Here is a 23,713-nt window from a genome sequence, read left to right on the forward strand (position 1 = left end):
AGAAAGAGGCCGCGCGTTCGAATGAAGCTGAAACGCTGGCTGTATCTGCTTCACCGCTGGACTGGCGTGGCCCTGTGCCTGCTGTTCGCCATGTGGTTTTTCAGTGGTGTGGTGATGATGTACGTGGGCTTCCCGTCACTGAGCCAAGCGGAGCGTCTGGCGGCGCTGCCGCCGCTGGATGCCGACACCATTACCGCCGGGCCTCGGGCCTTGCTCGACCGCAGCTCGCCCGAAGCATTGCAGCAGCTCAAGCTGAGCAGCGTGGCGGGGCGCCCTGCCTATCTACTGCAGAACCGCGACGGCCAGTGGCAGGGAATGTTCGCCGACAACGGCGAGCACATCCGCAACATCACCCTGGGACAGGCACTGGCGGCCGCTGAAGTTTATGTCCGCCAGCGTGAACTCCATACGCCGCCGACCGCGGAAGCCCGTCTGATCGACATGGATCAGTGGTCAGTATCGGGCAGCCTTCATGCCCATCGCCCCCTTTACCATATCGCACTGCACGACGACGCCGGCACCGAGTTGTATATCTCGTCAGTGACCGGCGAAGTGCTCCGCGACACCCATCACCATGAACGCGTCTGGAACTGGCTGGGCGCCAACCTGCACTGGATTTACCCGGTCGCGCTGCGACGCGACCCGAGCGTCTGGCACTGGCTGATCGTTGGCTTATCGCTGGCGGGGCTGGTGTCCATTTTTACCGGCGCCGTGGTCGGCATCCTGCGTCTGCGGCTGCGCAAACGCTATCGCGGCAAAGACATTAGCCCCTATCGCAACACCATGAAGCTCCACCACCTGCTGGGTCTGGCGGTGTTGCTGCCACTGTGCACGTATATGTTCAGCGGCCTGATGTCGATGAACCCCTGGGGCCTGTTCAGCGATGAAACCTCTTATCGCCAGCAGGCTGATCACTACCGCGGCATTCCTTCGCAGACGCAATTCGACGATGCGGAGGCGATTCGCAAGGCGCTGCGCCACCACCCGGATGCCCGCGAATTGCACTGGCAGTGGTTCAACGGCGAGGTCTATACCTACACCATCAACGACCAGCAGCAACGCGACGTCATCGACCCCGCCGCGGGTGGTAACTGGGCCGCGGCCAGTCAGGCCCGCTTGCAGCATATGATGCTGGGCTACTCGTTGATCGCTGCCGAACGGCTGGATCGCTACGACCACTATTACTACTCCCATCACGAACGCTGGCGACCGCTGCCGGTACTGCGCCTGCGCTTTGATGACCCGGCACAGAGCTGGTTTCACATCGACCTGCACACCGGCGAACTGCTGGGCCGCATGACCACCAAGCGCCGCGCACAGCGCTGGCTGTACAACGGTCTGCACAGTCTGGATTTCCTGTTTCTGATTCAACACCGGCCGCGCTGGGACCTGCTGGTCATCAGTTTAAGCATCGCCGGATTCCTGTTCTCCCTGACCGCCTGCCTGATCGGCTGGCGACGTCTGCGCCCTCCGCCGCGCAGAAACCGACAACGACAGACCCGCCGCCACGAGGCCCGACCATGACGCGACTTTCTGTATTCTGCCCGCAGCTACGACTGTGGCTGTTCCTGACATTGCTGCTTACATTGCTGCTTAGCCTGCTGGCAGGCCCGGCGCGGGCCAGCGACACGCCGGAGCTCTTGGTATTAGTTTCCCAGCGCAATGCCGAGACCATCGCCGAAGCGGTGAGTCGCTTCCATCAGCGACACCCCGGCTACCGGATTACCGCCCGCAGCGACAGCCAACTTTGGGAATTACCCCCAACCGAGATCGATGCGCTGATCCAGCGCGCCGACCTGGTAGTGGGCATGGGCCTGTTCGGCGCCAGCGTCAACGTCCTTGAGCCGTCACTGAAGCGGGCCTCCGCGCCAGTGCTGATAATGAACAGCGATCACCGGCTGATTCGCCTCAGCCAGCTCAATCGCCAGCCGGTATTCGACAGCGCCGAGCAATTGCAGGACATTGCCGGCACCCAGCCCAGCAAGGATTTTGATACCACCCTGGATGAGCTCGCCGCCCGCTACCCTCGACAAGCGCCGTGGATCGCTGCCCGCCGATACTGGCAGGCCGGTGGCATCGACAATACCCGCGAGCTGTTTGTCTGGGCGTTTGAACAATTGGGGGAAAAACTCCACGCCGCTCCACCCCGCCCCCAGCCCAGACTGCGCTGGCAATATGCCGACAAGACCTATACCCGGCTCCCCGAGATCGCCAGCGATAAACCCCTGCTGGTAGTGCTTGACCATGCAGGCGGCGATCGCCCGGCCGACAGCGCCCTGCTCGACCAGCTCTGCCAGCAGGCACTGACTGAGCAGCAACTGCATTGCCTGAGCGGGCTGGCCTACTGGGGGCAGGCCGGTGTTGAAGCTGTACAGGCGTTGCGGCCACTGAAAACGCAGCTTGCCGCCGTGGTTATGCTGCAGGACTTTGTGATGGGTGGCGGCGAAGGCCGGGAGACCGTTACCGACACCCTGCGCCAGCTCAATGTGCCGGTCATCAAGGCGATCAAATCCCGTGACCGCAGCACACTGGAACGCCAGCTTTCCTCCGACGGCCTCGCCGACGACAAGGTCTACTATCAGGTCGCCATGCCGGAATTACAGGGTGCCAGCCAGCCACTGGTGATTGCCGCTGCCGGGGAGGCGCAGGCCGACCCGCTCAGTGGCATTCGCATTCAGGCCATACAGCCCGTGCCCGACGGCATTGCAGCCGTGATCAATCGCGCCGCCAACTGGCAGCGGCTACAACACAAAAACAATGCCGACAAACGCGTCGCACTGATCTACTACAACCACCCGCCGGGGCGGCACAATATCGGCGCCGACAACCTCGATGTGCCCGCCTCGCTGTGGCGCATACTCCAGCGCCTCAAGGCGGAGGGCTATAACACCGGCACCCTGCCGGGCAGCCCCGAGGCACTGCTCAACCAGATGCAGAAAAAGGGCATTAATCTGCCCAACGACGCCGGGGCACTGGCGGCCATGAGCGACGATGTGCTGCACATGTCCAGCTCGCGCTATCAACAGTGGTTTGCCACCCTGCCCGACAGCATCCAGCGGGAAATGGTCGACGGCCCCTTTGGCCTTCTCCACAGCCAGCTCAACGCGGCGGTAAATGCCGACCAACCCGAACTAGCGCGCGACGCACTCGCCCACACCGTCGAAGAAATGCGCCACCTGCTGGAGGGCGTTAACCACCCCGCCCGCGACCGCGCGCTGGCGCTGCTGGAACAATTGGAAAGCTGTTATCAGCAAACCCTCAACGCTGAGGCCAACTGCTGGCAGGAAGCCGAGACGCTGATTACCGCACTGCGCAAAACCGGCATTGAAGGACTGGGCGGCTGGGGCCCCGCCCCCGGCAGGGTCATGACCCATCAAGGCGAGTTGCTGCTACCGGGACTGCGCTTCGGCAACATTTTCATCGGTCCACAGCCTCCGCGTGGCTGGGAAATTAACGAGGAGCTGCTGCACGCCAACCTGGCCTTTCCGCCACCGCACCAGTACCTGGCCTTCTACCACTACCTGCGCGATGACTTTCAGGCCGATGCGCTGGTCCATCTCGGTCGTCATTCAACCTATGAGTTTCTACCGCGGCGCTCGGTGGGCCTTGCCGAGGACGACTATTCGCGCCTCATCGCCGGAGACCTTCCCGGTATCTATCCCTATATCGTCGACGGCGTGGGCGAGGGCATTCAGGCCAAACGTCGCGGTCTGGCGGTGATGGTTGACCACCTGACCCCGCCACTGGCCCATACGCCGCTGTACGACGAGCTGCTGAAGTTGCGACAACTGGTGGAGAGTTTCGAAGCGTTGCACGGCGGTGACAATCAGGCACTGAGCGATCGCCTGATGGCCCAGATACGCGACAAGCTCACTGCGCTGGAGTTGAAAGACGAACTGGCCGAAGCCATGTCCGCCGAACTGGCGGTGATGGGCATCAGCTTTGAGCAGGTGGACGACGATATGCTGGTTCACGAAGTCGGCCACTACCTGACCAGCCTTCAAGAGCGCTTTATGCCGCTGGGCCTGCACGTGTTCGGCTCGCCGTGGAGCGACGACGCCCTGAGCATGATGCTGAGCTCCATGGCTCCGGACTCTCAACAGCAGCGCCGCGACTGGCAGGCCTTGCTGGCGGGCTCCCCGGACGCAGAAATGCAGGCCCTGCTGGCCGGGCTCAACGGTGAGTTTATCGCTCCCGGCCCAGGTAACGATCCGATTCGCAGCCCCGATGCGCTGCCCACCGGGCGCAATTTCTACGCACTGGACAACAGCCTGATCCCCAGCCCCGCCGCCTGGGAATTGGGCCGCGAAATGGCCGCCAGTGCCCGCGCCAATAATCCGCAGAATCAGGACAAACGCGAAGCGCTGATTCTCTGGGCCTCCGATGTGGTTCGCGACGAAGGCGTGATGATCGCCTTCGGGCTGGACATGCTCGGTCTGCAACCCGTGTGGAACAGCCGTGGTCTGGTCACCGGACTGGAGCGCCGCGCGCTGACGGAGGGCGAGGTGCGTCGCGATACCGTCTTCACCACCTCTGGCCTGTTTCGCGACCTGTACAGCCGTCAGATGCGCCTGCTGAATCGCGCCACACTGATGGCCCTGGAAGCCAGTGCCAATACCATTGTTCGCGACTACCCGGCGCTGACGCTGTCGCTGCAAAACGCCCTTGAGCCCCTGCAACGGGAAGATCCCCGCGCCTTTTACGGCAGTGAAAATCTGCAACAGAATCAGCTCGCCGCCCACTGGGTGAAGGATGCCCGAGCACTGCTCACACAGGGGCGCAGCGACAGCGACGCCGGGCAGCTTGCCAGCCTGCGGGTATTTGGCGATGCCCCCGGCAGCTATGGCGCCGGGGTCAACCGACTGGTAGAGCGCTCCGGCGCCTGGCAGCAGCGCAGCGAGCTGGCGGATATTTACCTGCGCCGCCTCGGCCACAGTTACGGTGCCAACGGCTTTGGCCGCCCGGTTGAGGCGCAATTCCGACAGGTTCTCAGTCAGGTCGAAAATACCTACATGGGACGCTCCAGCAATCTCTATGGCCTGATCGATAATAACGATGCCTTCGACTATCTCGGCGGCCTGAGTCTGGCGGTGGAAACCCTTACCGGCAGCGCACCGAATAACTATGTGCTGCATCACGCCGACCCCAACGATATTCACGCCGAACCGCTGAGCACCGCACTGCGCAGCGAGCTGCGCGGCCGCTTCCTCAATCCGGCCTGGCTGCAGGCACTGATGGAACACGGCTACGCCGGGGCGCGCACCATGGGCAGCGAGTTTCTGGAATACCTCTGGGGCTGGCAGGTGACCAACCCCACCCTGGTCGGCGACTGGGCCTGGGAAGAGGTGAAGGATGTGTACGTCGACGACCGCTACCAACTCGGGCTGGACGACTTTCTGGAGCAGGGCCACAACGTGCATGTGAAGAGCAATATGCTGGCCATTATGCTGGTCACCATCCAGAAAGGCTTCTGGCAGGCCGATGCGGCCACCACGGAATCGCTGGCGCAAAGCTTCGCGCAACTGGTCGCGGAAAATGGCCTGCCGGGCAGCGGTCACACCGCCCCCGACCACCCCATGTTGCCCTGGCTGGAGAACAAGCTGAGCGCTGAGCAGTGGCAGGCTTTGAAAGCCGTCATCGACAGCGCCCGACGTGAGACCGACAAGGCGCAAACCCTCACTCGCATCACCGAACTCAGCGAAACGCCCGACCGCGACACCCGTGCCGAACAAGCGCAACGCTCCGGCCAGCAAAGCGAGACCGCCGAGCAGGCGAACCCTGACCGGCAGTGGCAGTGGTGGCTGGCCGCCATACTGCTGCTGACGCTGAGTGCCGGCTTCTATCGGGCAGTACATCAATCGCATGGCAAGCAAGGAGACCCGTCATGATTCACGGCTTAACGCAGGGCCTGTTGCACGAACTGGTGGGTGGGCTGCTTTACCCGGTGATTGCCGCCCTCGGCATCGCGCTGCTGCTGACCGTTTGGGAAACGGGCATGGCGATAGCGGAATGCAGCCTGACACTGCGGCGGCTTCAACGCCAGTCGCTGGCAAGCTTTGAGGACTACGCCAACCGTCGACTGGAACGGGTCGACCTGTTGGCCCGCAGTGGCCCGGTGCTGGGCCTGATGGGCACGCTGATCCCGCTCGGCCCCGGCCTGTCAGCGCTGAATTCCGGCAATATCGATATTCTCGCGACCGCGCTGACCGTTGCCTTCGACACGACCGTGCTGGGACTGCTGGTCGGTCTCGTCGCCTATATTCTCGGCCGCCTGCGCCGCCGCTGGTACGAGGCCACCTGGCAAACACTGCAGGGAGGCAGCCATGACTGACCCCACTCGTCAGTCCCCCTGGCGACAGCGCCGTTTTGCCGACGACGATACCGACCCGCTGTCGAGCTTTGCCAATATTATGGATGTGATGCTGGTCTTCGCACTGGGTCTGCTGATTGTGATCATCGATCGAAGTCCGTCGCTGCGTGAACACTTCCAGCTCGACAAGCCTGTCGAGCTCCACGAAGGGAAGGAACTGGCAGAACCGCCGGCGTCACTGAAAAACGCAGTGAATGGCGACGACAGTGGCATGGAATCGCTGGGGCAGGTGTATCGTGACCCCAAGACCGGCAAACTGATACTGATCGGCCAGTAGCGGGTCGCTGCAACACATTGCCGCATTGCATTTCGACCGACAACGCGGCAGTTTATGAGAGACCGCGTGTCAACGACGCCACGCTGAAACGCCAGCCTTGCAAGCAGTATATTGAGGACTGATCATGAGCACAGACCAAGCACTGTTACCCGTTGCCGTGTATGGCACCCTCAGGCAAGGCCAGTCGAACCATCACCTGTTGCACGGCAAGACGCCGCTGGAACAGGGCTGGCTGGAAGGCTTTCAGTTGTTTGACTTCGGCAGCCACCCCGCCGCAGTGCGCGGCAAGAGCCGTCTGTATGTCGAAATTTACAGCGTCTCGGCCGACGAGCTGCGACGACTGGATGCGCTGGAAGACTACAACCCTAACCGCCCTGCCCGCTCTCTCTACCTCCGGGAAACCATCAGCTCGCCCAGTGGCGCCCCCTGCTGGATTTACCTCTACAACCGGCCGCTGCACCACCGTCCGATCATCGCCAGTGGCCGCTGGCAAGGCCCCACCACCCTCCGTTAACGCAATTTCCACCACCCGGCCATGCGTTAAATAACGCAGTGGCTTGGGCCACTGTGCGCATACCTGCGCCGTCGTCGCCTCGCAATAATCCTGCTTGCCCCATCACTCACAGGACAGGCGATGACGACATGAACTCTCTTACGCATTCACTTCGACAAGGAAAGACTCTGCGCAAGCTCGCGCTGTGCACCGCGCTGTTCGGCGCAGGCGCGACCCACGCCGGTATCAAGGTCGATATCGGTGACGACAGCTATCTGACTCTCGGTGCCGGCCTTCGGGCAGCGGCCACGTTTACCGAAGATGCCGCCCCCAGCGGCGATGCCTACGGCAAAGACTTCGATATTCAAAATATCCGCATCTATCTTGGCGGCCAGCTCAACAAAACGATCGGCTTCACCCTCAATACCGATGAAATTTTCGGTGACGGTCCCGTCGATGTTCTCGACGCCATTGCCCGCTTTGAATTCTCACCGGGCGTCAATGTATGGATCGGTCGCATGCTGACCCCCGCTGACCGCATTGAGATGAACGGGCCGTTCTACGGCCTGACTTGGAACCAGTACACCCAACCTCTCTACCCCTCTGACCAGGGCGGTATGGCGGGCACCTACGGTCGTGATGACGGTGTGACCTTCTGGGGCGCGCAAGGCAAATTCCAGTATGCACTGGGCGTGTTTGACGGCCTGCAAGGCGCCAGCAATGTCGATGACGAGTTGCTGTTTGCCGGTCGCTTTGCCTACAACTTCCTCAACATGGAAGCCAACCCCGGCTACTACACCAGCGGTACCTACTACGGCTCGCTGGGCAACATCCTGACTCTGGCGGCCTCCTTCCAGAGCCAGTCAGGCGGCAGCGGCAGCGCTACCGAATCGGGTGACTTCAGCGGTTACACCATCGATCTGCTGTCAGAAACCGTTCTCGACGGTGGCGGCGTGGTCACTATCGACGCCGAGTACAAGAGCTTTGAAGCGGACTACACCGTTGCCACACCCACCGCGGTACCCGCTGACTGCTTCTGCCTGTTCGACGGTGAATCCGCTTACGTCACCGTCGCCTACCTGATCCCCGGCGGCGAGACCGGACGCTTTCAGCCCTACCTACGTCACGTCAACAACGAACCGTCCGATGCCGACAGCAGCGAGCTTACCGAGCTGGGTGTGAACTACATCATCGACGGTCACAACGCGCGCCTGAACCTGAACTACAACAGCGGCGACGCCAATATTTCAGGTTATGCGGGGCCCGACCGCGACAGCCTTTCCTTCGGCGTTCAACTGCAACTGTAAACGCCCGTCACAACGACAATGGAGACTGCTATGAAATTTAAAAAGATTCTTTCCGCCTGCGCACTGAGTGTAGGCATCGGCCTCAGCCAGGCCGCCGCTGCCGCCGACACGATCAAGGTCGGTGTTCTTCACTCGCTCTCCGGCACCATGGCAATAAGCGAAACCACGCTGAAAGACACCGTACTGATGATGATTGAACAGCAAAACAAAAAGGGCGGCCTGCTCGGTAAAAAACTGGAAGCGGTGGTCGTCGACCCGGCCTCCAACTGGCCGCTGTTTGCGGAGAAAGCCCGCGAGCTGATCACCAAAGAAGGCGTTGACGTCATCTTCGGCTGCTGGACATCAGTCTCGCGCAAATCGGTACTGCCGGTCATCGAAGAACTCAATGGACTGATGTTTTACCCGGTGCAATACGAGGGTGAAGAATCCTCCAAAAATGTCTTCTACACCGGCGCGGCGCCCAACCAGCAGGCGATTCCTGCAGTGGACTATCTGGCCAATGAGCTGGGTGTGAAACGCTGGGTACTGGCGGGCACCGACTATGTGTATCCGCGTACCACCAACAAAATCCTCGAGGCGTACCTGAAGTCCAAGGGCGTGAAGTCGGAAGACATCATGATCAACTACACCCCGTTCGGACACTCTGACTGGCAGAGCATCGTGTCAGATATCAAAGCCTTCGGCAGCAAGGGCAAGAAGACGGCCGTGGTCTCCACCATCAATGGTGACGCCAATGTCCCGTTCTACAAAGAGCTGGGTAACCAGGGCGTCTCGTCTGAGGATATTCCGGTCATCGCCTTCTCGGTTGGCGAAGAGGAATTGTCCGGCTTCGACACCAGCCCACTGGTCGGCCACCTCGCCGCCTGGAACTACTTCCAAAGCGTTGAGAACGATGCCAACTACGACTTCATCGACAACTGGCATGCCTTTATCGGCGACAAAAAACGCGTGACCAATGACCCCATGGAGGCCACCTATATCGGCTTCAATATGTGGGCCAAGGCCGTTACCAAAGCGGGCACCACCAATGTCGACAAGGTCGAACAGGCGATGATCGGCATGACCGCGCCCAACCTGACCGGCGGCACCGCGGTGATGAACAAAAACCACCACCTGTCCAAGCCGGTACTGATCGGCGAGATACAGGAAAACGGCCAGTTTGAGGTGGTTTGGGAAACCGACGGTCTGGTTGCCGGCGATGCCTGGTCTGACTACCTCCCCGGCTCTAAAGATCTGATTGCCGACTGGACGCCACCACTGAAGTGCGGCAACTACAACACGAAAACCAAGCAGTGCACCGGGCAGAGTCAATAAGCCCGGCGGGCGGGGGCTTTCTCCGCCCGTTTTTTTCGCTCTCTTTTCTTCACTCGCATGGGTATTCAATCGTGCAAAGCTTCCTCACACAAATACTCGGCGCGCTGCTGATACTGGTAGTCACCGGCATCAGCACGGCCTTCGCCGACGACAGCGACGCGCCGCCCGAGTCGCTGGCTAGCTTGGCCGCACCACTGGCAGGCGCCTCCTTCAACGAGATTGATGCCATCGTGCTGAAACTGGAGGCCGAGGCCGGTGAAGCGGCACTGCCGCTACTGAATGCCCTGGTAGATGGCGAGCTGTATTACCGTCGCGACGACCAGCGTCTGTTGCGTGTGGACGCAGCGCCCGAGCGCCAGTATCAACTCTATGATTTCTTCGACAACAGCGATCTCGGCATCGCCGGTCGCCGTGATGTCAGCAAGGTAAAAACCCACAATCGTCTGCGCAGCAGCATCCGCCAGGTCATCGCCCGGCTGACCTTGTCCAGCCGCGATCCCGCGCGCCGGATGGCAGCGGTGACAGCGATGTTTGGCGAGCTGGACAGCGACGGCCATCAGGCCCTTGTTGTCGCCAGACAGCAGGAGGCCGATCGCCGTATTCAGGAAAAAATGGATATCGCGCTGAGTCTTTACGCATTAAAGCACGGCGATATCACACAGCGCATGAGCGCCGCAAAAGCCCTTAGCGGACGGCTGGAAAGCGAGGTCCGCAATGCCCTGAAGGCGGCGATTGCCAGCACCGACGCCGAGAGTGAACCGGCGCTGCTGGCCGCCCTGCAAAAAGCCAGCCGTCACTCCACCGCCCGCGTCGAACGCTACGAGCTACTCAACACCCTATTCTTCGGGCTCAGCCTGGGGTCGGTATTTCTGCTCGCGGCCGCGGGGCTTGCCATCACCTTCGGCGTGATGGGCGTGATCAACATGGCCCACGGCGAGCTGATCATGCTCGGCGCGTACAGCACCTATGTGGTTCAACAACTGATGCCCAATCATATCGGGCTGTCGATCCTCATATCGATTCCCGTCGCCTTCATTGTGGCGGGCAGCGTCGGCATTCTCATTGAGCGCGGTGTCATTCAATTTCTCAAGGGCCGTCCGCTGGAAACCCTGTTGGCCACCTTCGGTATCAGCCTGATTCTGCAGCAAGCCGTACGCAGTATTTTTTCACCGCTCAATCGCCAGGTGTTTACTCCCGAGTGGCTGAGCGGTTCATTGCAAATCAACCCGGTACTCTCCCTCACGTATAACCGCCTCTACATCCTGCTGTTTGCCCTGCTGGTCTTCGCCATGCTGCTGCTGATCATGAAGAAGACCTCGCTGGGACTGCGGGTGCGTGCCGTGTCGCAGAACCGCGACATGGCCAAGGCGATCGGCATTCGCACCGAGTGGGTCGATGCCATGACCTTCGGCCTCGGTTCGGGCATTGCCGGTGTCGGCGGCGTGGCGCTGAGCCTGATTACCAATGTCGGCCCCAATCTCGGCCAGGCCTACATCATCGACTCGTTCATGGTGGTGGTATTCGGTGGCGCCGGGAACCTCTGGGGAACACTGGTCGGTAGCTTTGGGCTGGGGCTGACCAATAAATTCCTCGAGCCCGTCACCGGGGCGGTACTGGCCAATATTCTGGTATTGATCTTCATCATCCTGTTTATCCAGAAACGACCCCGTGGTCTGTTCCCGCAGAAAGGGAGGGCAGCAGAATGAAGCTGACTCAAGGACGTCAACTGCTGGCGCAGGGCCGCCCCGCGCACTTTCTGTTCGCCGCGCTGTGGCTGCTGACCCTGTGGTCGGTCTTTGCCAACGCGGTATTCCCCGCCGACTCGGCCCTGCACGTGAGCACCTACAGCATTACGCTGCTGGGCAAATACCTCTGCTACGCCACGCTGGCGCTGTCGGTCGATTTGATCTGGGGCTACTGCGGCATTCTCAGCCTCGGGCACGGCGCTTTTTTTGCCCTTGGCGGCTACGGCATGGGCATGTACCTGATGCGCCAGATCGGCGATCGCGGTGTATACGGCAACCCCGAACTGCCCGACTTTATGGTCTTCCTGAACTGGGACAGCCTGCCCTGGTACTGGCTGGGCTTCGATCACTTCGGCTTCGCCATGCTGATGGCATTGCTGATACCGGGCGTGCTGGCTTTCGTATTCGGCTGGCTGGCCTTCCGCTCGCGGGTCGCCGGGGTCTATCTGTCGATCATGACCCAGGCGCTGACCTACGCCCTGATGCTCGCCTTCTTCCGCAATGAAATGGGCTTTGGCGGCAACAATGGCCTCACCGACTTTAAAGACCTTCTCGGCGCGGACCTGCAATCGGATACCACCCGAGGCTGGTTATTGCTCGCCTCCATCACACTGCTCACGCTGGGCTACCTGGCCTGTCGCTACATCGTGAACAGTAAATTCGGCCGCATCATCGTGTCGATCCGTGACCAGGAAGCCAGAGGCCGCTTTCTCGGCTACCGCACCGAGCACTACAAGGTCTGGCTGTTTGTCTTTTCAGCGGCCCTCGCGGCCTCGGCCGGCGCACTGTATGTGCCGCAGGTGGGCATTATCAATCCGGGCGAATTCGCTCCGCTGAACAGCATCGAAATCGTGGTCTGGGTCGCGGTCGGCGGCCGAGGCACGCTGTACGGCGCCATTATTGGTGCCCTGCTGGTGAACTACGCCAAAAGCCGCTTTACCGCGTGGATGCCAGACGCCTGGCTGTTTGCCCTCGGCGCGCTGTTTGTCGCGGTCACGGTATTCCTGCCTCAGGGCCTGACAGGCTTATTGAGCCGCAAGCTGTCTAGAGGGGATAACGGTGACAGTGACAGCAGCGCGGCACCCGCCAATGGAGGTCACGCATGAACCTGATCGAGTTTTTCGACGAGCTTCGTCACCGCGACCGGGTATGGCCCTTCCTCATGCCCGAGCAGAACATCGATGTCTCCCACCAGATGATTCTCTATGTGGAGGGGCTGACGGTTAGCTTCGACGGCTTCAAAGCCCTGAACGATCTCAACCTCTACGTTAACGACGGCGAGTTGCGCTGCCTGATTGGCGCCAACGGTGCCGGCAAGACCACGCTGATGGATGTGATCACCGGTAAAACCCCCTGCGACAGCGGCACCGCCTATTTCGGCCAGACCATCAATCTACTGCAACACGATGAAGCCGAGATCGCGCAACTGGGCATTGGCCGAAAATTTCAGAAGCCCACCGTCTTCGAGGCGCTGACCGTCGCCGAAAATCTGGAGCTGGCACTGAAAACCCACAAGGGGATCTGGCACAGCCTGCGGGCCACCCTGTCGAGCAGCCAGCAGGACCGCATCGACGAGGTACTGGGCACGATCAATTTGCGGGCGCAGCGCCAGCGGCTGGCCGGGGCCTTGTCTCACGGCCAGAAGCAGTGGCTGGAAATCGGCATGCTGCTGGTGGCCGAGCCGCGCCTGCTGCTGATTGACGAGCCAGTGGCCGGGATGACCGCCAGCGAGGCCGATCGCACCGCCGAACTACTCACCAGCCTCGCAGGGGAACACACGGTGATTGTGGTGGAGCACGATATGGAATTTGTCCGCAAGATTGCCCGCACGGTATCGGTTTTGCATCAGGGAAGCCTGTTGGCGGAGGGCACCATGGACGAAGTACAGAACAACCCCGACGTGATTGAGGTGTATCTCGGCAAGGATGCCGGCGCCTTCGGGGCGGAGGGCTGAACATGATTGATGTACACCACCTGGACCAGGCCTACGGCGGCACGCAGATTCTCTGGGACGTGAACCTGGATATTGCCCCCGGCGAGTGCACCTGCATTATGGGACGCAATGGCGTGGGCAAAACCACGCTGCTGAAAGTGATTATGGGACTGCTGCCCGCCCGCAGTGGCGAGTGCCAGTTTGACGGCGGCGACCTGCTGAAACTGGCGCCCCACCAACGCGCTCATCGCGGCATCGGCTATGTGCCTCAGGGGCGCGATATTTTTCCTCAGCTGACAGTTGAGGAAAATCTGCGCATTGGCTTGGGCGCCCGCGCCGATAAAGCAAAGGACATTCCCCAGAAAATTTACGAACTGTTCCCGGTACTGGCCGATATGCGCCGCCGTCGTGGTGGCGACCTGTCCGGCGGACAGCAGCAGCAACTGGCCATCGGCCGGGCACTGGCCACCGACCCGAAAGTGCTGATCCTCGACGAACCCAACGAGGGTATTCAGCCGAATATTGTTCAACAGATTGGCGATGTACTGATGCACCTGAAAAATAACGAAGGCATGACCCTGATTCTGGTCGAGCAAAAGCTGGGCTTCGCCCGGCGCGTTGGCGATCACTTCCGCCTGATGGAGCGCGGACGCATTGTTGCGGCCGGCGCCATGGCCGAACTCAACGACCAGCTCATTCAGCAGCATCTGGCGGTCTGAGTATGGGCTCGGCCTTGCCGGTCAAACCCAGTGTCAGCCAATGGCACGCCTCGCTGTCGCTGCACTTTGCCCGGCGCCCCAACGGCTGTCGCCTGATGCGGGCCGACCGCCACGGGCCGTTATCAGTGCAGCGGCCGTTTTACCCGGAGGGGCCGGAACTGGCTCACAGCTATATTCTGCATCCGCCGGGCGGGCTGGTCTCTGGCGATCGATTGAATATTGCGATCCACACGGAAACCGGCAGTCGTGCACTGATCACCACCCCCGGCGCCGGGCGCGCCTATCGCGCTAGAGAGTCCCACACACGTCAGCAACAACGTCAGCAGCTCTATCTCGCCGACAACGCCTCGCTGGAATGGCTGCCCATGGAAACCATTGTTTACCCCGGCGCCGAGCTGGACAGCCACAACGATTTTCACCTTGAGGGAAGCGCCAGGCTGATTGCCTGGGATGTGGTTTGCCTGGGGCTGCCCGCCAGTCAGGCGCCCTTCACTCACGGCGAATTCATCCAGCGCAGCCGGGTTTTTCACAATGGCCGCCTCAGCCTGCTCGACCGTTTTGCCCTGCGCGCTCCCGACCCGCTGCAGTGCGGCGCGGCGGGGCTCAATGGGCACAGCGTGATCGGCCTGATGCTGGCGGGCCCCTTTGACAGTGCCGACGAACTGGACGCACTGATCGACGCCCTGCGTTTGCAGTCGCTGCCGCTGGCGATGACCCGGCTGCGTGAGTGGCTGATTATTCGTTATCTGGGCGACAGTGCCTTCAGCGCGAGGCAGGCCTTTGTCCACGCCTGGGCGCAAGTTCGTCCCGCCCTGCTGCAGCGCCCGGCCTGCGCGCCCCGAATCTGGGCCACCTGAGGAGACCCCATGGAATTGCTTCCCCGCGAAAAAGACAAACTGCTGCTGGTCACCGCCGGCCTGCTGGCAGAGCGACGCCTGCAGCGCGGCCTGCGACTGAACTATCCGGAGGCCGTGGCCTATATCAGCCTGATGGTGGTGGAGTTTGCCCGCGATGGCATGACCGTCGCCGAGTTGATGGGCAAGGGTAAAACCCTGCTCAGCGCCGAGCAGGTGATGGACGGCGTTCCCTCACTCATCCACGAAGTTCAGGTGGAAGCCACCTTTCCCGATGGCACCAAGCTGGTGACCATCCACGAGCCAATTAACTGAGGGAGTAAAGGCATGATTCCCGGCGAACTCGATACGCAACCCGGCCATATCGACCTGAACAGCGGTCGCAATACCCGCCGCCTGCGGGTGGAAAACAGTGGTGACCGACCCGTTCAGGTCGGCTCTCACTACCACTTTTACGAGGTGAACCCCGCGCTGCTGTTCGACCGCGAACAGGCACTGGGCTTTCGCCTGAATATCGCCGCGGGAACCGCGGTGCGCTTTGAACCGGGTCAGGACCGCGAAATAGAGCTGGTCGCGTTGGCAGGCGATCGGCGGGTCTTCGGTTTTCGCGGCGAGGTAATGGGTGATCTGCCGGCGGCCAAAGGAGACACGCCATGAGTACGATTGATCGCCGCGCCTACGCGGAAATGTATGGCCCGACCACCGGCGACCGCGTGCGGCTGGCCGACACCGAGCTGTGGATTGAAGTGGAGAAGGACTTCACCCGCTACGGTGAGGAAGTGAAATTCGGTGGCGGCAAAGTGATTCGAGACGGCATGGGCCAGAGCCAGCGCGGCAATACCGAGGCGGTCGACACGGTAATCACCAACGCGCTGATTCTCGATCACTGGGGCATAGTCAAAGCCGATGTCGCCCTGCGCCACGGCCGAATCGCGGCCATTGGCAAAGCGGGCAATCCCGATATTCAGGACGGCGTGGACATCGTTATCGGCCCCGGCACGGAAGTCATCGCCGGTGAGGGCCAGATCCTGACTGCCGGCGGCATCGATGCGCATATTCACTTCATCTGCCCGCAGCAGATTGAAGAGGCACTGATGTCCGGCGTCACCACCATGATCGGCGGCGGCACGGGCCCGGCCACCGGCACCAATGCCACGACCTGCACTCCGGGCCCGTGGAATATCGGCAAAATGCTGCAGGCCACCGAAGATATGCCGATGAATCTGGGCTTTCTCGGCAAGGGCAATGCCAGCCAGCCAGAGGCCATCGAAGAGCAGCTGCTCGCCGGCGTCTGCGGCCTCAAGCTTCACGAGGACTGGGGCACCACCCCCGCGTCTATCGACTGCTGCCTGAGTGTGGCCGAGCAGTACGATGTGCAGGTTGCGATTCATACCGATACGCTCAACGAGAGCGGCTTCGTCGACGACACCCTGGCCGCCTTTAAGGGGCGGGTGATTCACACCTACCACACCGAGGGCGCGGGCGGCGGTCATGCACCGGATATTATTCGCGCCTGCGCCGAGCCCAATGTACTGCCCTCCTCGACCAACCCGACCCGGCCCTACACCCGCAACACCGTGGACGAACATCTCGACATGCTGATGGTCTGCCACCACCTGGACCCGGCCATTGCCGAAGATGTGGCCTTTGCCGACTCGCGCATCCGCAAGGAAACCATCGCCGCCGAGGATATTCTCCACGACCTCGGCGCCTTCAGCATGATCTCCTCAGACTCTCAGGCCATGGGGCGCGTGGGCGAAGTGATTGCCCGCACCTGGCAAACCGCCCACAAAATGCGCGTCCAGCGCGGCGCCCTGCCCGAAGATAACGAGCGTCACGATAATTTTCGCGCCAAACGCTATATCGCCAAGTACACCATTAATCCGGCTATCGCGCATGGCATCGCCCATGAAGTGGGCAGCATCGAAGTCGGCAAGCTGGCAGATCTCGTGCTGTGGAAACCCGCCTTCTTCGGGGTCAAGCCGGCGATGATTATCAAGGGCGGCTTTATCGCGGCGGCGCCGATGGGCGATCCCAACGCCTCGATTCCCACACCACAACCGGTGCATTACCGACCGATGTTCGGCAGCTGCGGAAAAGCCGCAAGACAAACGGCGGTGACCTTTGTCTGCGCCGCCGCGCTGGAAAATGATGTTGCCGGACGCTGGGGACTGGAACGGCAATTGCTGGCCTGCAAGAACACCCGTGATATTTCCAAGCGCGACATGGTGCACAACCACTGGATGCCGAATATCACGGTCGACCCACAAACCTATGAGGTGCGGGCCGATGGACAATTGCTCAGCTGCGAACCCGCCGAGGTACTGCCCATGGCTCAGCTCTACCAACTGATTTAGGAGACCGCCATGTTCGATATTCACCGCCGTCTGGACGGCCCCAGAGCCGCCGATATTGTCGACGAAATTTATCTGGATCACCTGCAGCGGGAAAAGAGCCGCTTGCGCACCCAAACACTGAAAGGCAGTGAGGCGCGCATCATTCTTGACCGCGGCAAACCACTGCGTCCCGGCGACATTTTGCTGAGTGACTGCGGCCATCAATTGCGCGTGCGCGGCGCCAAGGAGCCCGTTATCACCGCCATCAGCAGCGACTGGAAACAGTTCAGCCGCGCCTGTTACCACCTCGGTAATCGGCATGTGCGCCTGCAACTGGGCGAGCGCTGGCTGCGCATCACCCCCGACCATGTACTGGAAGCCCTGCTGCGCAGCTTCGGTTTGGAAATCTGTCACGAGCGCGCCGTGTTTGAGCCCGAACCCGGTGCCTACGACACGAGCCATGGCAGCACACACACGCACCACCACGACCACGCTCATTCTCATGGCCATCACGCTCACTGACAGCGCCCTGCTGCGCCTGCTGCAACTAGGCAGCGCCGCCCTGCCAGTGGGCGGCTACAGCTTTTCACAGGGGCTTGAGTACGCGGTCGAGATTGGCTGGGTCAGCTCGCTGGACAGCTGCGAGGACTGGCTGTCTCTCGGCCTGCGTAATGGCGTCGGTGGACTGGATCTGCCAGTCGCCAGCCGACTTTACCGGGCGCTGGAAGACGGCGACCGGGACGCCTTCCAGTATTGGAATGACTTTGCACTGGCTGCTCGGGAAAGCCGCGAGCTGCTAATGGCCGATGAAGCCATGGGGCAGGCGCTGTTGCGGCTGCTGCGACAACTCCCGCAGCCGTTACCCGATACAGCGTCCGGCATGCAGGCCTCCTTTCTCGGCGCATTTGTCGCGACGGCCTGGCAGTGGCAAATCAGCGAATCCGCCTGCCAGATCGGGCTGGCCTGGTGCTGGCTGGAGGCGCAGATTGCGGCGGCAACCAAGCTGATCCCGCTGGGCCAGACCCAGGCTCAACAACTGCTGGGCCGTATGCAAACCGCACTTCCCCCGGTGATCGCGCACGCCGCCTCGCTGGATGACGACGCCTTGGGGGCGACCCTGCCGGGGCTGGCAATGGCCAGCGCCCTGCACGAAACCCAGTATTGCCGGTTATTCCGGTCGTGAACACGGCGGCCCGATTCACGCGGGCCACTTTGGAGAAATAAGGAGAGACCATGCAACAGTCCACATTACGCGTTGGCGTCGGCGGCCCCGTTGGCTCCGGCAAAACCGCCCTGCTGCGGGAGCTGTGTCTGGCCCTGCGCCACCGCTACAATCTCGCGGTGGTTACCAACGACATTTACACCCGCGAAGATGCCGAATTCTTGACCCGCCACGAAGCCCTCTCGGCCGACCGCATTATCGGCGTGGAGACCGGCGGCTGTCCGCACACCGCCATTCGCGAGGATGCCTCCATGAATCTCGCCGCGGTCGATGAACTCTGCCAGCGTCACCCCGGCCTGGAGCTGGTACTGGTAGAAAGTGGCGGCGACAACCTCAGTGCCACCTTCAGCCCGGAGCTGTCGGACCTGACCCTCTATGTGATTGACGTGTCGGCCGGAGACAAAATTCCCCGCAAAGGCGGCCCCGGCATCACCCGCTCTGATCTGCTGATTATCAATAAAACCGATCTCGCCCCTCTGGTCGGCGCCTCGCTTGAGGTGATGGACCGCGACGCCAAAAAAATGCGCGGCGAGCGCCCGTTTGTATTCAGCAATCTGAAAGCCGGAGACGGCCTGCAGGCCATTATCGACTTCATAGAAACCGAAGGCATGCTCCGGCCCGCCAACAGTCAGCAAGCCTGAAGCAACGAGATAACAGGGAGAAACCCATGAACAAAATATTGACGACATCACTGCTGATGCTGGGCAGTTCAGCGGCTCTGGCCCATCCCGGCCACGGCAACTGGGCCAGCTTCGGTCACGACTACGAACACCTGATCTGGCTGCTGGCGGCCATCGGCTCCAGCGCGCTGATTGTGCGCCTGCTGCTCAGCCGCAAAGGCAAAGACTCAGACGCTGGCTAAGACCTTCAGCGCGGCGGCGGCCGCCGCCGTGCGATTCTCCACCCCGAGCTTGGGGAAGACGGTTTCGAGGTGCTTGTTGACGGTGCGCGGACTCATTTCCAGAATCTCGCCGATCTCGCGATTGGTCTTGCCCTGTGCAATCCAGTACAGCACCTCCGACTCCCGCTGAGTGAGCGGCAGGCGATCGCGAAGGGTCGCCGCATCGGGGCGCTCGGCCGGATCGGCCAATCGAAAAATACATTCGACGTCATCGCTGTTACTCAGCAGATAAGCATCCAGCGGTTTGGGCAAGGACTCCAGCTTATAGCGCTGCCCGCGAACCGGGGCATGAGACAACCAACGCACCAGCGGCGTAAAAATCAGCTGTGCCTGCTCATCGATTGACAGGCCGCTGAGCTGCAACAGCGCCTGCGCCTCGCGGGTCGCCCATTGCAGCACTCCGGACTTGTCCAGCGTAATCAGATACTGGCCGGTGCGATCCAACGCCTGCTGAACGCTCATCGCCCGTCGGGCATTGCCCAGATGCACACGCAGTCGGGCCACCAGCTCGTCGGGGTCAACAGGTTTGCTGAGGTAATCCACGCCCCCCGCCTGCAAGCCGCGTACAACATCTTCGGTATCACTCAGCCCCGTCATGAAGATCACCGGAATATCCGCCAGCGCCGTGTTCGCTTTTAAACGTCGGCAGGTCTCAAAACCGTCCATGTTCGGCATGACGGCATCGAGCAAAATAATATCCGGCTGTACCTTCTCTGCGATGGTCAGCGCCTGTTGTCCGTCCAATGCCAGCAGCACACTGATCCCGGCGGCATCCAGCGTTTCATTGATAAAGCCGAGGGTGTCGGGAGAGTCGTCGACGACCAGCGCAACCTCGTTAAGCATCCGGCTCATAAGCTGTGTTCTTCCAAAACGTGAATCACCTTCGCAAACTGAATCTGTGCCGCCAGTTCCCTTACCGTAACCGCGAGAGCGGGCGGGATCTGACCTAGGCGCTCCATTTCATCCAGTGCATCCGCCAGACCACGTGCGTAGCCGATCTCCGCGAGGTGGATCAAGCGACCGGCAATGGCCGCATCAATATTGAGCTCTGCGGGATCGGGCGCCGCCACCGGCGCGGCGGTCGGCAGAATCACCGAAGACTGTCGCCACTCGATCCCCATCAGCTCTGCCAGCGTTTCCAGCAAGGTCTGTAGCTTAACGGGCTTTAGCAGATACGCATTGTAAAGCAGGTTGGGGTCGGGCCGGTTGGGCGGCTCTTCCGCATTGGCGGACAACATCAGCAGCGGCTGCGTAAAACCGGTCGAACGCAGGGCGGCGGCCAACTCGTGTCCATCCTTGCCGGGCATGCTGACATCCAGCATAAACAAATCCGGCGCGCGATCTGCGGCTTGCTGGAGACAATGCTCTGCGTCTCTGGCCTCAACCACGTTAAAGCCCAAGGGCACCAGCATGTCGGCCATCAGGCCGCGATGCACCGGATCATCATCCACGACCATGACGGTTTTTCTGGCGCCCTCGTAACCCGTGATCACCGGCGGTTCTTCCACTTCCGCCTGATTGACAACGGACGACAGCATCAGCGTCAGGGTGAAACGACTGCCCTCGCCCTCCAGACTCTCGACCCGGATATCGCCCCCCATGATCTCCGTGAGCAGGCGCACAATGGTCAAGCCCAGCCCGGTACCTGCCACCAGTGGCGAGCCCAGTTTTCTGACCCGCTCAAAGGGTTTGAAGATCGTGGCGAGGTCATCCGCGGCAATGCCGCAACCACTGTCGAGAACCGTAAATTCCGCTACCTGCGCGCGATAGCGCACGCGAAATTCGACCTGTCCCTGATCGGTGAACTTCACCGCGTTGGACAGCAGGTTCGTCAGCACCTGCCGCAAGCGCTTCTCATCGGCCCGCACAATTTTCGGCAGGGCCGACTCCGCCGTAAAGAGAAACTCGACCCCTTTGGCCTGTGCCTCAGGCGCAAAAATCTGCTGCATCTGCTGCAGTAATTCGTGGAAGTCCACCATGTCACGGCGCAACTCAATGCGCCCCGCTTCAATACGCGAAATATCCAGCAGGCCCTCGATCAGATCGGCCAGGTGCTCGCCGCTGCGATGGATTATTGCCAGAGAATTTCGCTGCCGCTCATCCAGCTCCTGATCGCGCCGCAATAGCTGGGTATACCCCAGAATGGATTGCAACGGCGTGCGCAGCTCATGACTGATACCACTCAGGTAGCGACTCTTGGCGTAGTTGGCCGCCTCGGCGGCCTCCTTGGCACGCTGTAACTCCTGATCGGTGCGATAGTGGGCGTCAATCTCCTCCTGCAGGCGCTGCGTTTGCCGGTCGGACTCCTGCTGCGCAACCAGTCGACTTTCGTTGGCCAGCAGAAACAGCCAAATCAGCACCCCGGTAACGATGGTAAGAATGAAGTACAGACTGGTCAGCGTATCGGCAATAACCTGGGGTTTGTCACTGTCGATGGCCATTTCAAAATAGATCACCCACAGCAAGCCCGCATTGATCGCACTGATCAGCAGAAACAGGCTAACGAAACGACCAATACGCGAAAACAGGGCGTCGAGAAGACTCGCGGAGAACCATTTCCGCAGTAGCTGCCGAGCCTGCTGGGAAAAGCGCGCATCGGTTTTGCAGCTATCCATGCAGCGTGCATCCAGCGAGCAGCACAGCGAACAAATGGTGCCGTTGTACGCGCTGCAATGAGCAACGTCTTCACGCTCGAACTCGGATTCGCAAATCACACACTGATGCACTTCAACCGCCGGCAATTGCGGCGAGGTTCTGGCCAGGTAGAAGCGCCCTCCGGTCCACCACGCCAGCAGCGGCGCGGCCAGCATACAGCAGCCTAGAGTAATGAAATGGGTCAGGGCCTTGGCCTCGGGACCGAACTGGCCGAGGTAGGCAAGCATCCCCGCCAAGGAGGCGATTAACATGGAGCCCACACCCACTGGATTGATGTCGTAGAGGTGAGCGCGTTTGAATTCGATGTGCGCGGGGCTTAGTCCCAGGCGCTTGTTAATGGCCAGATCTGCCGCCAGCGTTCCCAGCCAGGCCACCGCCACGATGGCGAAGATGCCGAGTACATTCTCCAGTACGCGATAGATACCCAGCTCCATCAACAGCAGCGCAATAACCACATTAAAGACCAGCCACACGACCCGGCCGGGGTGGCTATGGGTCAGACGGGAGAAGAAGTTCGACCAGGCAATCGAGCCGGCATAGGCGTTGGTGATGTTAATCTTCATCTGCGAGATCAGCACCATCACGCCAGCAATCACCAAACCCAATTGCGGCATGTCGTGAAAGTAGCTGTAGACCCGCTGGTACATATGAGTGGGGTCCGCGGCCTCCGTCAGCGTCATGCCCTCACTGACGGCCAAATAGGCCAGAAACGAGCCCAGCAGCAACTTCACCAGCCCGATAAATACCCAGCCCGGCCCGGCGAACAGCACCGCCAGATTCCAGCGGCGGCGATTGGCCGCCGTGCGCTGGGGCAGAAAACGCAGGTAGTCCACCTGCTCGCCCAACTGCGCAATCATCGCGATCAATACCGAGGCCGCTGCACCAAAAACCAGCAGATCAAACTGCTCGGCCTGGGCGCGCCGCCCCCCGTATTCCATCCAGCTGGGCAACTGCTCATAGTCGTGAACCGCAACGAGTACCAGAGCGGCGATCTGCAAGGCCAGCCACAGGTATTGGGTGCCGATCTGAAAACGGCTGATCAGCGTGAAACCGTGCGTCACAATGGGGATGACCGCCACCGAGCACAGTACATAACCGAGGGCCAGCGGCAAGCCAAACAGCAGCTCCAGCGCCATGGCAAGAATAGCGGCCTCAATGGCAAAGAAGATGAACGTAAACGAGGCATAGACCAGCGAGGTAATGGTGGACCCCAGATAGCCAAAACCGGCACCTCGGGTCAGCAGGTCGATGTCGACCCCGTAGTAGGCCGCATAGCGACAGATGGGCAGCCCCACCATAAACGTTACCGCCATCACCACAACCATCGCCACGGCGGCATTGATGAAGCCGTATTCCAGGGTCACCGCCGCCCCGAGGGCTTCCAGCGCCAGAAAGGCCGTGGTGCCCAGCGCCGTCATCGCTACCCGCTCGATACTCCAGCGCCGCGCTTTTTTGGCGGTGAAGCGCAGTGCATAGTCTTCGAGGGTTTCGTTGACGACCCACTGGTTGTAGTGGCGCCGCACCGGAAAAATCTGTTGATTCACGGACATAGTCAGTGGCTACCTTGTTGCCGCCGGAACACGGCTG

General features: G+C 61.0%; 21 protein-coding genes. 19 read left to right on the forward strand and 2 right to left on the reverse strand.

What is annotated here, in order from left to right; all coding sequences use genetic code 11:
* Positions 1–21: 21 nt before the first annotated feature.
* The 19 genes from G411_RS19650 (at position 22) to G411_RS0107020 (ending at position 19,432) form a co-directional block, all read left to right on the forward strand.
* Complete coding sequence (locus G411_RS19650) at positions 22–1,524, forward strand: PepSY domain-containing protein (protein ID WP_022958454.1); 1,503 nt, start codon at positions 22–24, stop codon at positions 1,522–1,524.
* Positions 1,521–5,888, forward strand: coding sequence for a cobaltochelatase subunit CobN (locus G411_RS19655; RefSeq protein WP_022958455.1), 4,368 nt, complete (start codon positions 1,521–1,523; stop codon positions 5,886–5,888). The genes G411_RS19650 and G411_RS19655 overlap by 4 nt, the downstream gene beginning before the upstream one ends.
* Positions 5,885–6,331, forward strand: coding sequence for a MotA/TolQ/ExbB proton channel family protein (locus G411_RS0106940; RefSeq protein WP_022958456.1), 447 nt, complete (start codon positions 5,885–5,887; stop codon positions 6,329–6,331). Before G411_RS19655 ends, G411_RS0106940 begins: the two co-directional genes overlap by 4 nt.
* A complete protein-coding gene (locus G411_RS0106945; RefSeq protein ID WP_022958457.1) occupies positions 6,324–6,647 on the forward strand; it encodes a DUF2149 domain-containing protein in 324 nt (107 codons plus the stop codon). The genes G411_RS0106940 and G411_RS0106945 overlap by 8 nt, the downstream gene beginning before the upstream one ends.
* A 124-nt stretch (positions 6,648–6,771) precedes the next feature.
* Positions 6,772–7,161 (forward strand): gamma-glutamylcyclotransferase family protein, encoded by a 390-nt coding sequence (locus G411_RS0106950; RefSeq protein ID WP_022958458.1) that lies wholly within the window; start codon positions 6,772–6,774, stop codon positions 7,159–7,161.
* A gap of 128 nt (positions 7,162–7,289) precedes the next feature.
* Positions 7,290–8,447, forward strand: coding sequence for a porin family protein (locus tag G411_RS19660; RefSeq protein WP_022958459.1), 1,158 nt, complete (start codon positions 7,290–7,292; stop codon positions 8,445–8,447).
* 30 nt (positions 8,448–8,477) lie between these two features.
* On the forward strand, positions 8,478–9,761 hold the full coding sequence (urtA, locus tag G411_RS0106960; RefSeq protein ID WP_022958460.1) for an urea ABC transporter substrate-binding protein: 1,284 nt from the start codon (positions 8,478–8,480) through the stop codon (positions 9,759–9,761).
* A gap of 71 nt (positions 9,762–9,832) precedes the next feature.
* Positions 9,833–11,467, forward strand: coding sequence for an urea ABC transporter permease subunit UrtB (urtB, locus tag G411_RS0106965; RefSeq protein WP_022958461.1), 1,635 nt, complete (start codon positions 9,833–9,835; stop codon positions 11,465–11,467).
* Positions 11,464–12,612, forward strand: a complete 1,149-nt coding sequence (gene urtC, locus G411_RS0106970; RefSeq protein WP_022958462.1) for an urea ABC transporter permease subunit UrtC — start codon at positions 11,464–11,466, stop codon at positions 12,610–12,612. Before urtB ends, urtC begins: the two co-directional genes overlap by 4 nt.
* A gap of 56 nt (positions 12,613–12,668) precedes the next feature.
* Positions 12,669–13,460, forward strand: coding sequence for an urea ABC transporter ATP-binding protein UrtD (gene urtD, locus G411_RS0106975; RefSeq protein ID WP_211218327.1), 792 nt, complete (start codon positions 12,669–12,671; stop codon positions 13,458–13,460).
* 2 nt (positions 13,461–13,462) lie between these two features.
* Positions 13,463–14,158, forward strand: a complete 696-nt coding sequence (gene urtE, locus G411_RS0106980; RefSeq protein ID WP_022958464.1) for an urea ABC transporter ATP-binding subunit UrtE — start codon at positions 13,463–13,465, stop codon at positions 14,156–14,158.
* Between the two features lie 2 nt (positions 14,159–14,160).
* Positions 14,161–15,015 carry an urease accessory protein UreD gene (locus G411_RS0106985; protein ID WP_022958465.1) on the forward strand — a complete coding sequence of 285 codons (855 nt, stop codon included), beginning with the start codon at positions 14,161–14,163 and terminating at the stop codon, positions 15,013–15,015.
* 9 nt (positions 15,016–15,024) lie between these two features.
* Entirely contained in the window at positions 15,025–15,327 is a 303-nt protein-coding gene (ureA, locus tag G411_RS0106990; protein WP_022958466.1) for an urease subunit gamma, read from the forward strand.
* A 12-nt stretch (positions 15,328–15,339) separates the two neighbouring features.
* Positions 15,340–15,669: an urease subunit beta gene (locus G411_RS0106995; protein ID WP_022958467.1), complete on the forward strand. Its 330-nt coding sequence runs from the start codon at positions 15,340–15,342 to the stop codon at positions 15,667–15,669.
* Complete coding sequence (gene ureC, locus G411_RS0107000; protein ID WP_022958468.1) at positions 15,666–17,369, forward strand: urease subunit alpha; 1,704 nt, start codon at positions 15,666–15,668, stop codon at positions 17,367–17,369. The genes G411_RS0106995 and ureC overlap by 4 nt, the downstream gene beginning before the upstream one ends.
* 9 nt (positions 17,370–17,378) lie before the next feature.
* On the forward strand, positions 17,379–17,870 hold the full coding sequence (gene ureE, locus G411_RS0107005; RefSeq protein ID WP_022958469.1) for an urease accessory protein UreE: 492 nt from the start codon (positions 17,379–17,381) through the stop codon (positions 17,868–17,870).
* Positions 17,809–18,531, forward strand: coding sequence for an urease accessory protein UreF (locus G411_RS0107010; protein ID WP_037508425.1), 723 nt, complete (start codon positions 17,809–17,811; stop codon positions 18,529–18,531). The genes ureE and G411_RS0107010 overlap by 62 nt, the downstream gene beginning before the upstream one ends.
* Before the next feature lie 50 nt (positions 18,532–18,581).
* Positions 18,582–19,211 carry an urease accessory protein UreG gene (gene ureG, locus G411_RS0107015; protein WP_022958471.1) on the forward strand — a complete coding sequence of 210 codons (630 nt, stop codon included), beginning with the start codon at positions 18,582–18,584 and terminating at the stop codon, positions 19,209–19,211.
* 26 nt (positions 19,212–19,237) lie between these two features.
* Entirely contained in the window at positions 19,238–19,432 is a 195-nt protein-coding gene (locus G411_RS0107020) for a hypothetical protein (RefSeq protein WP_022958472.1), read from the forward strand.
* Here the strand turns inward: G411_RS0107020 and G411_RS0107025 are convergent.
* Positions 19,418–20,323, reverse strand: coding sequence for a response regulator transcription factor (locus G411_RS0107025; RefSeq protein ID WP_022958473.1), 906 nt, complete (start codon positions 20,321–20,323; stop codon positions 19,418–19,420). The genes G411_RS0107020 and G411_RS0107025 overlap by 15 nt on opposite strands.
* Positions 20,320–23,676: a hybrid sensor histidine kinase/response regulator gene (locus G411_RS0107030; RefSeq protein ID WP_022958474.1), complete on the reverse strand. Its 3,357-nt coding sequence runs from the start codon at positions 23,674–23,676 to the stop codon at positions 20,320–20,322. The genes G411_RS0107025 and G411_RS0107030 overlap by 4 nt, the downstream gene beginning before the upstream one ends.
* Between the last annotated feature and the right edge of the window lie 37 nt (positions 23,677–23,713).

The organism is Spongiibacter tropicus DSM 19543, from assembly GCF_000420325.1.
Classification (GTDB): domain Bacteria; phylum Pseudomonadota; class Gammaproteobacteria; order Pseudomonadales; family Spongiibacteraceae; genus Spongiibacter; species Spongiibacter tropicus.

Excerpts from the sequence above, each read along its gene's own strand:
- G411_RS19650 (WP_022958454.1), top strand. The coding sequence starts at position 22 with ATGAAGCTGAAACGCTGGCTGTATCTGCTTCACCGCTGGACTGGCGTG.
- G411_RS19655 (WP_022958455.1), top strand. The coding sequence starts at position 1,521 with ATGACGCGACTTTCTGTATTCTGCCCGCAGCTACGACTGTGGCTGTTC.
- G411_RS0106940 (WP_022958456.1), top strand. The coding sequence starts at position 5,885 with ATGATTCACGGCTTAACGCAGGGCCTGTTGCACGAACTGGTGGGTGGG.
- G411_RS0106945 (WP_022958457.1), top strand. The coding sequence starts at position 6,324 with ATGACTGACCCCACTCGTCAGTCCCCCTGGCGACAGCGCCGTTTTGCC.
- G411_RS0106950 (WP_022958458.1), top strand. The coding sequence starts at position 6,772 with ATGAGCACAGACCAAGCACTGTTACCCGTTGCCGTGTATGGCACCCTC.
- G411_RS19660 (WP_022958459.1), top strand. The coding sequence starts at position 7,290 with ATGAACTCTCTTACGCATTCACTTCGACAAGGAAAGACTCTGCGCAAG.
- urtA (WP_022958460.1), top strand. The coding sequence starts at position 8,478 with ATGAAATTTAAAAAGATTCTTTCCGCCTGCGCACTGAGTGTAGGCATC.
- urtC (WP_022958462.1), top strand. The coding sequence starts at position 11,464 with ATGAAGCTGACTCAAGGACGTCAACTGCTGGCGCAGGGCCGCCCCGCG.
- urtD (WP_211218327.1), top strand. The coding sequence starts at position 12,669 with ATGCCCGAGCAGAACATCGATGTCTCCCACCAGATGATTCTCTATGTG.
- urtE (WP_022958464.1), top strand. The coding sequence starts at position 13,463 with ATGATTGATGTACACCACCTGGACCAGGCCTACGGCGGCACGCAGATT.
- G411_RS0106985 (WP_022958465.1), top strand. The coding sequence starts at position 14,161 with ATGGGCTCGGCCTTGCCGGTCAAACCCAGTGTCAGCCAATGGCACGCC.
- ureA (WP_022958466.1), top strand. The coding sequence starts at position 15,025 with ATGGAATTGCTTCCCCGCGAAAAAGACAAACTGCTGCTGGTCACCGCC.
- G411_RS0106995 (WP_022958467.1), top strand. The coding sequence starts at position 15,340 with ATGATTCCCGGCGAACTCGATACGCAACCCGGCCATATCGACCTGAAC.
- ureC (WP_022958468.1), top strand. The coding sequence starts at position 15,666 with ATGAGTACGATTGATCGCCGCGCCTACGCGGAAATGTATGGCCCGACC.
- ureE (WP_022958469.1), top strand. The coding sequence starts at position 17,379 with ATGTTCGATATTCACCGCCGTCTGGACGGCCCCAGAGCCGCCGATATT.
- G411_RS0107010 (WP_037508425.1), top strand. The coding sequence starts at position 17,809 with ATGGCAGCACACACACGCACCACCACGACCACGCTCATTCTCATGGCC.
- ureG (WP_022958471.1), top strand. The coding sequence starts at position 18,582 with ATGCAACAGTCCACATTACGCGTTGGCGTCGGCGGCCCCGTTGGCTCC.
- G411_RS0107020 (WP_022958472.1), top strand. The coding sequence starts at position 19,238 with ATGAACAAAATATTGACGACATCACTGCTGATGCTGGGCAGTTCAGCG.
- G411_RS0107025 (WP_022958473.1), bottom strand. The coding sequence starts at position 20,323 with ATGAGCCGGATGCTTAACGAGGTTGCGCTGGTCGTCGACGACTCTCCC.
- G411_RS0107030 (WP_022958474.1), bottom strand. The coding sequence starts at position 23,676 with ATGTCCGTGAATCAACAGATTTTTCCGGTGCGGCGCCACTACAACCAG.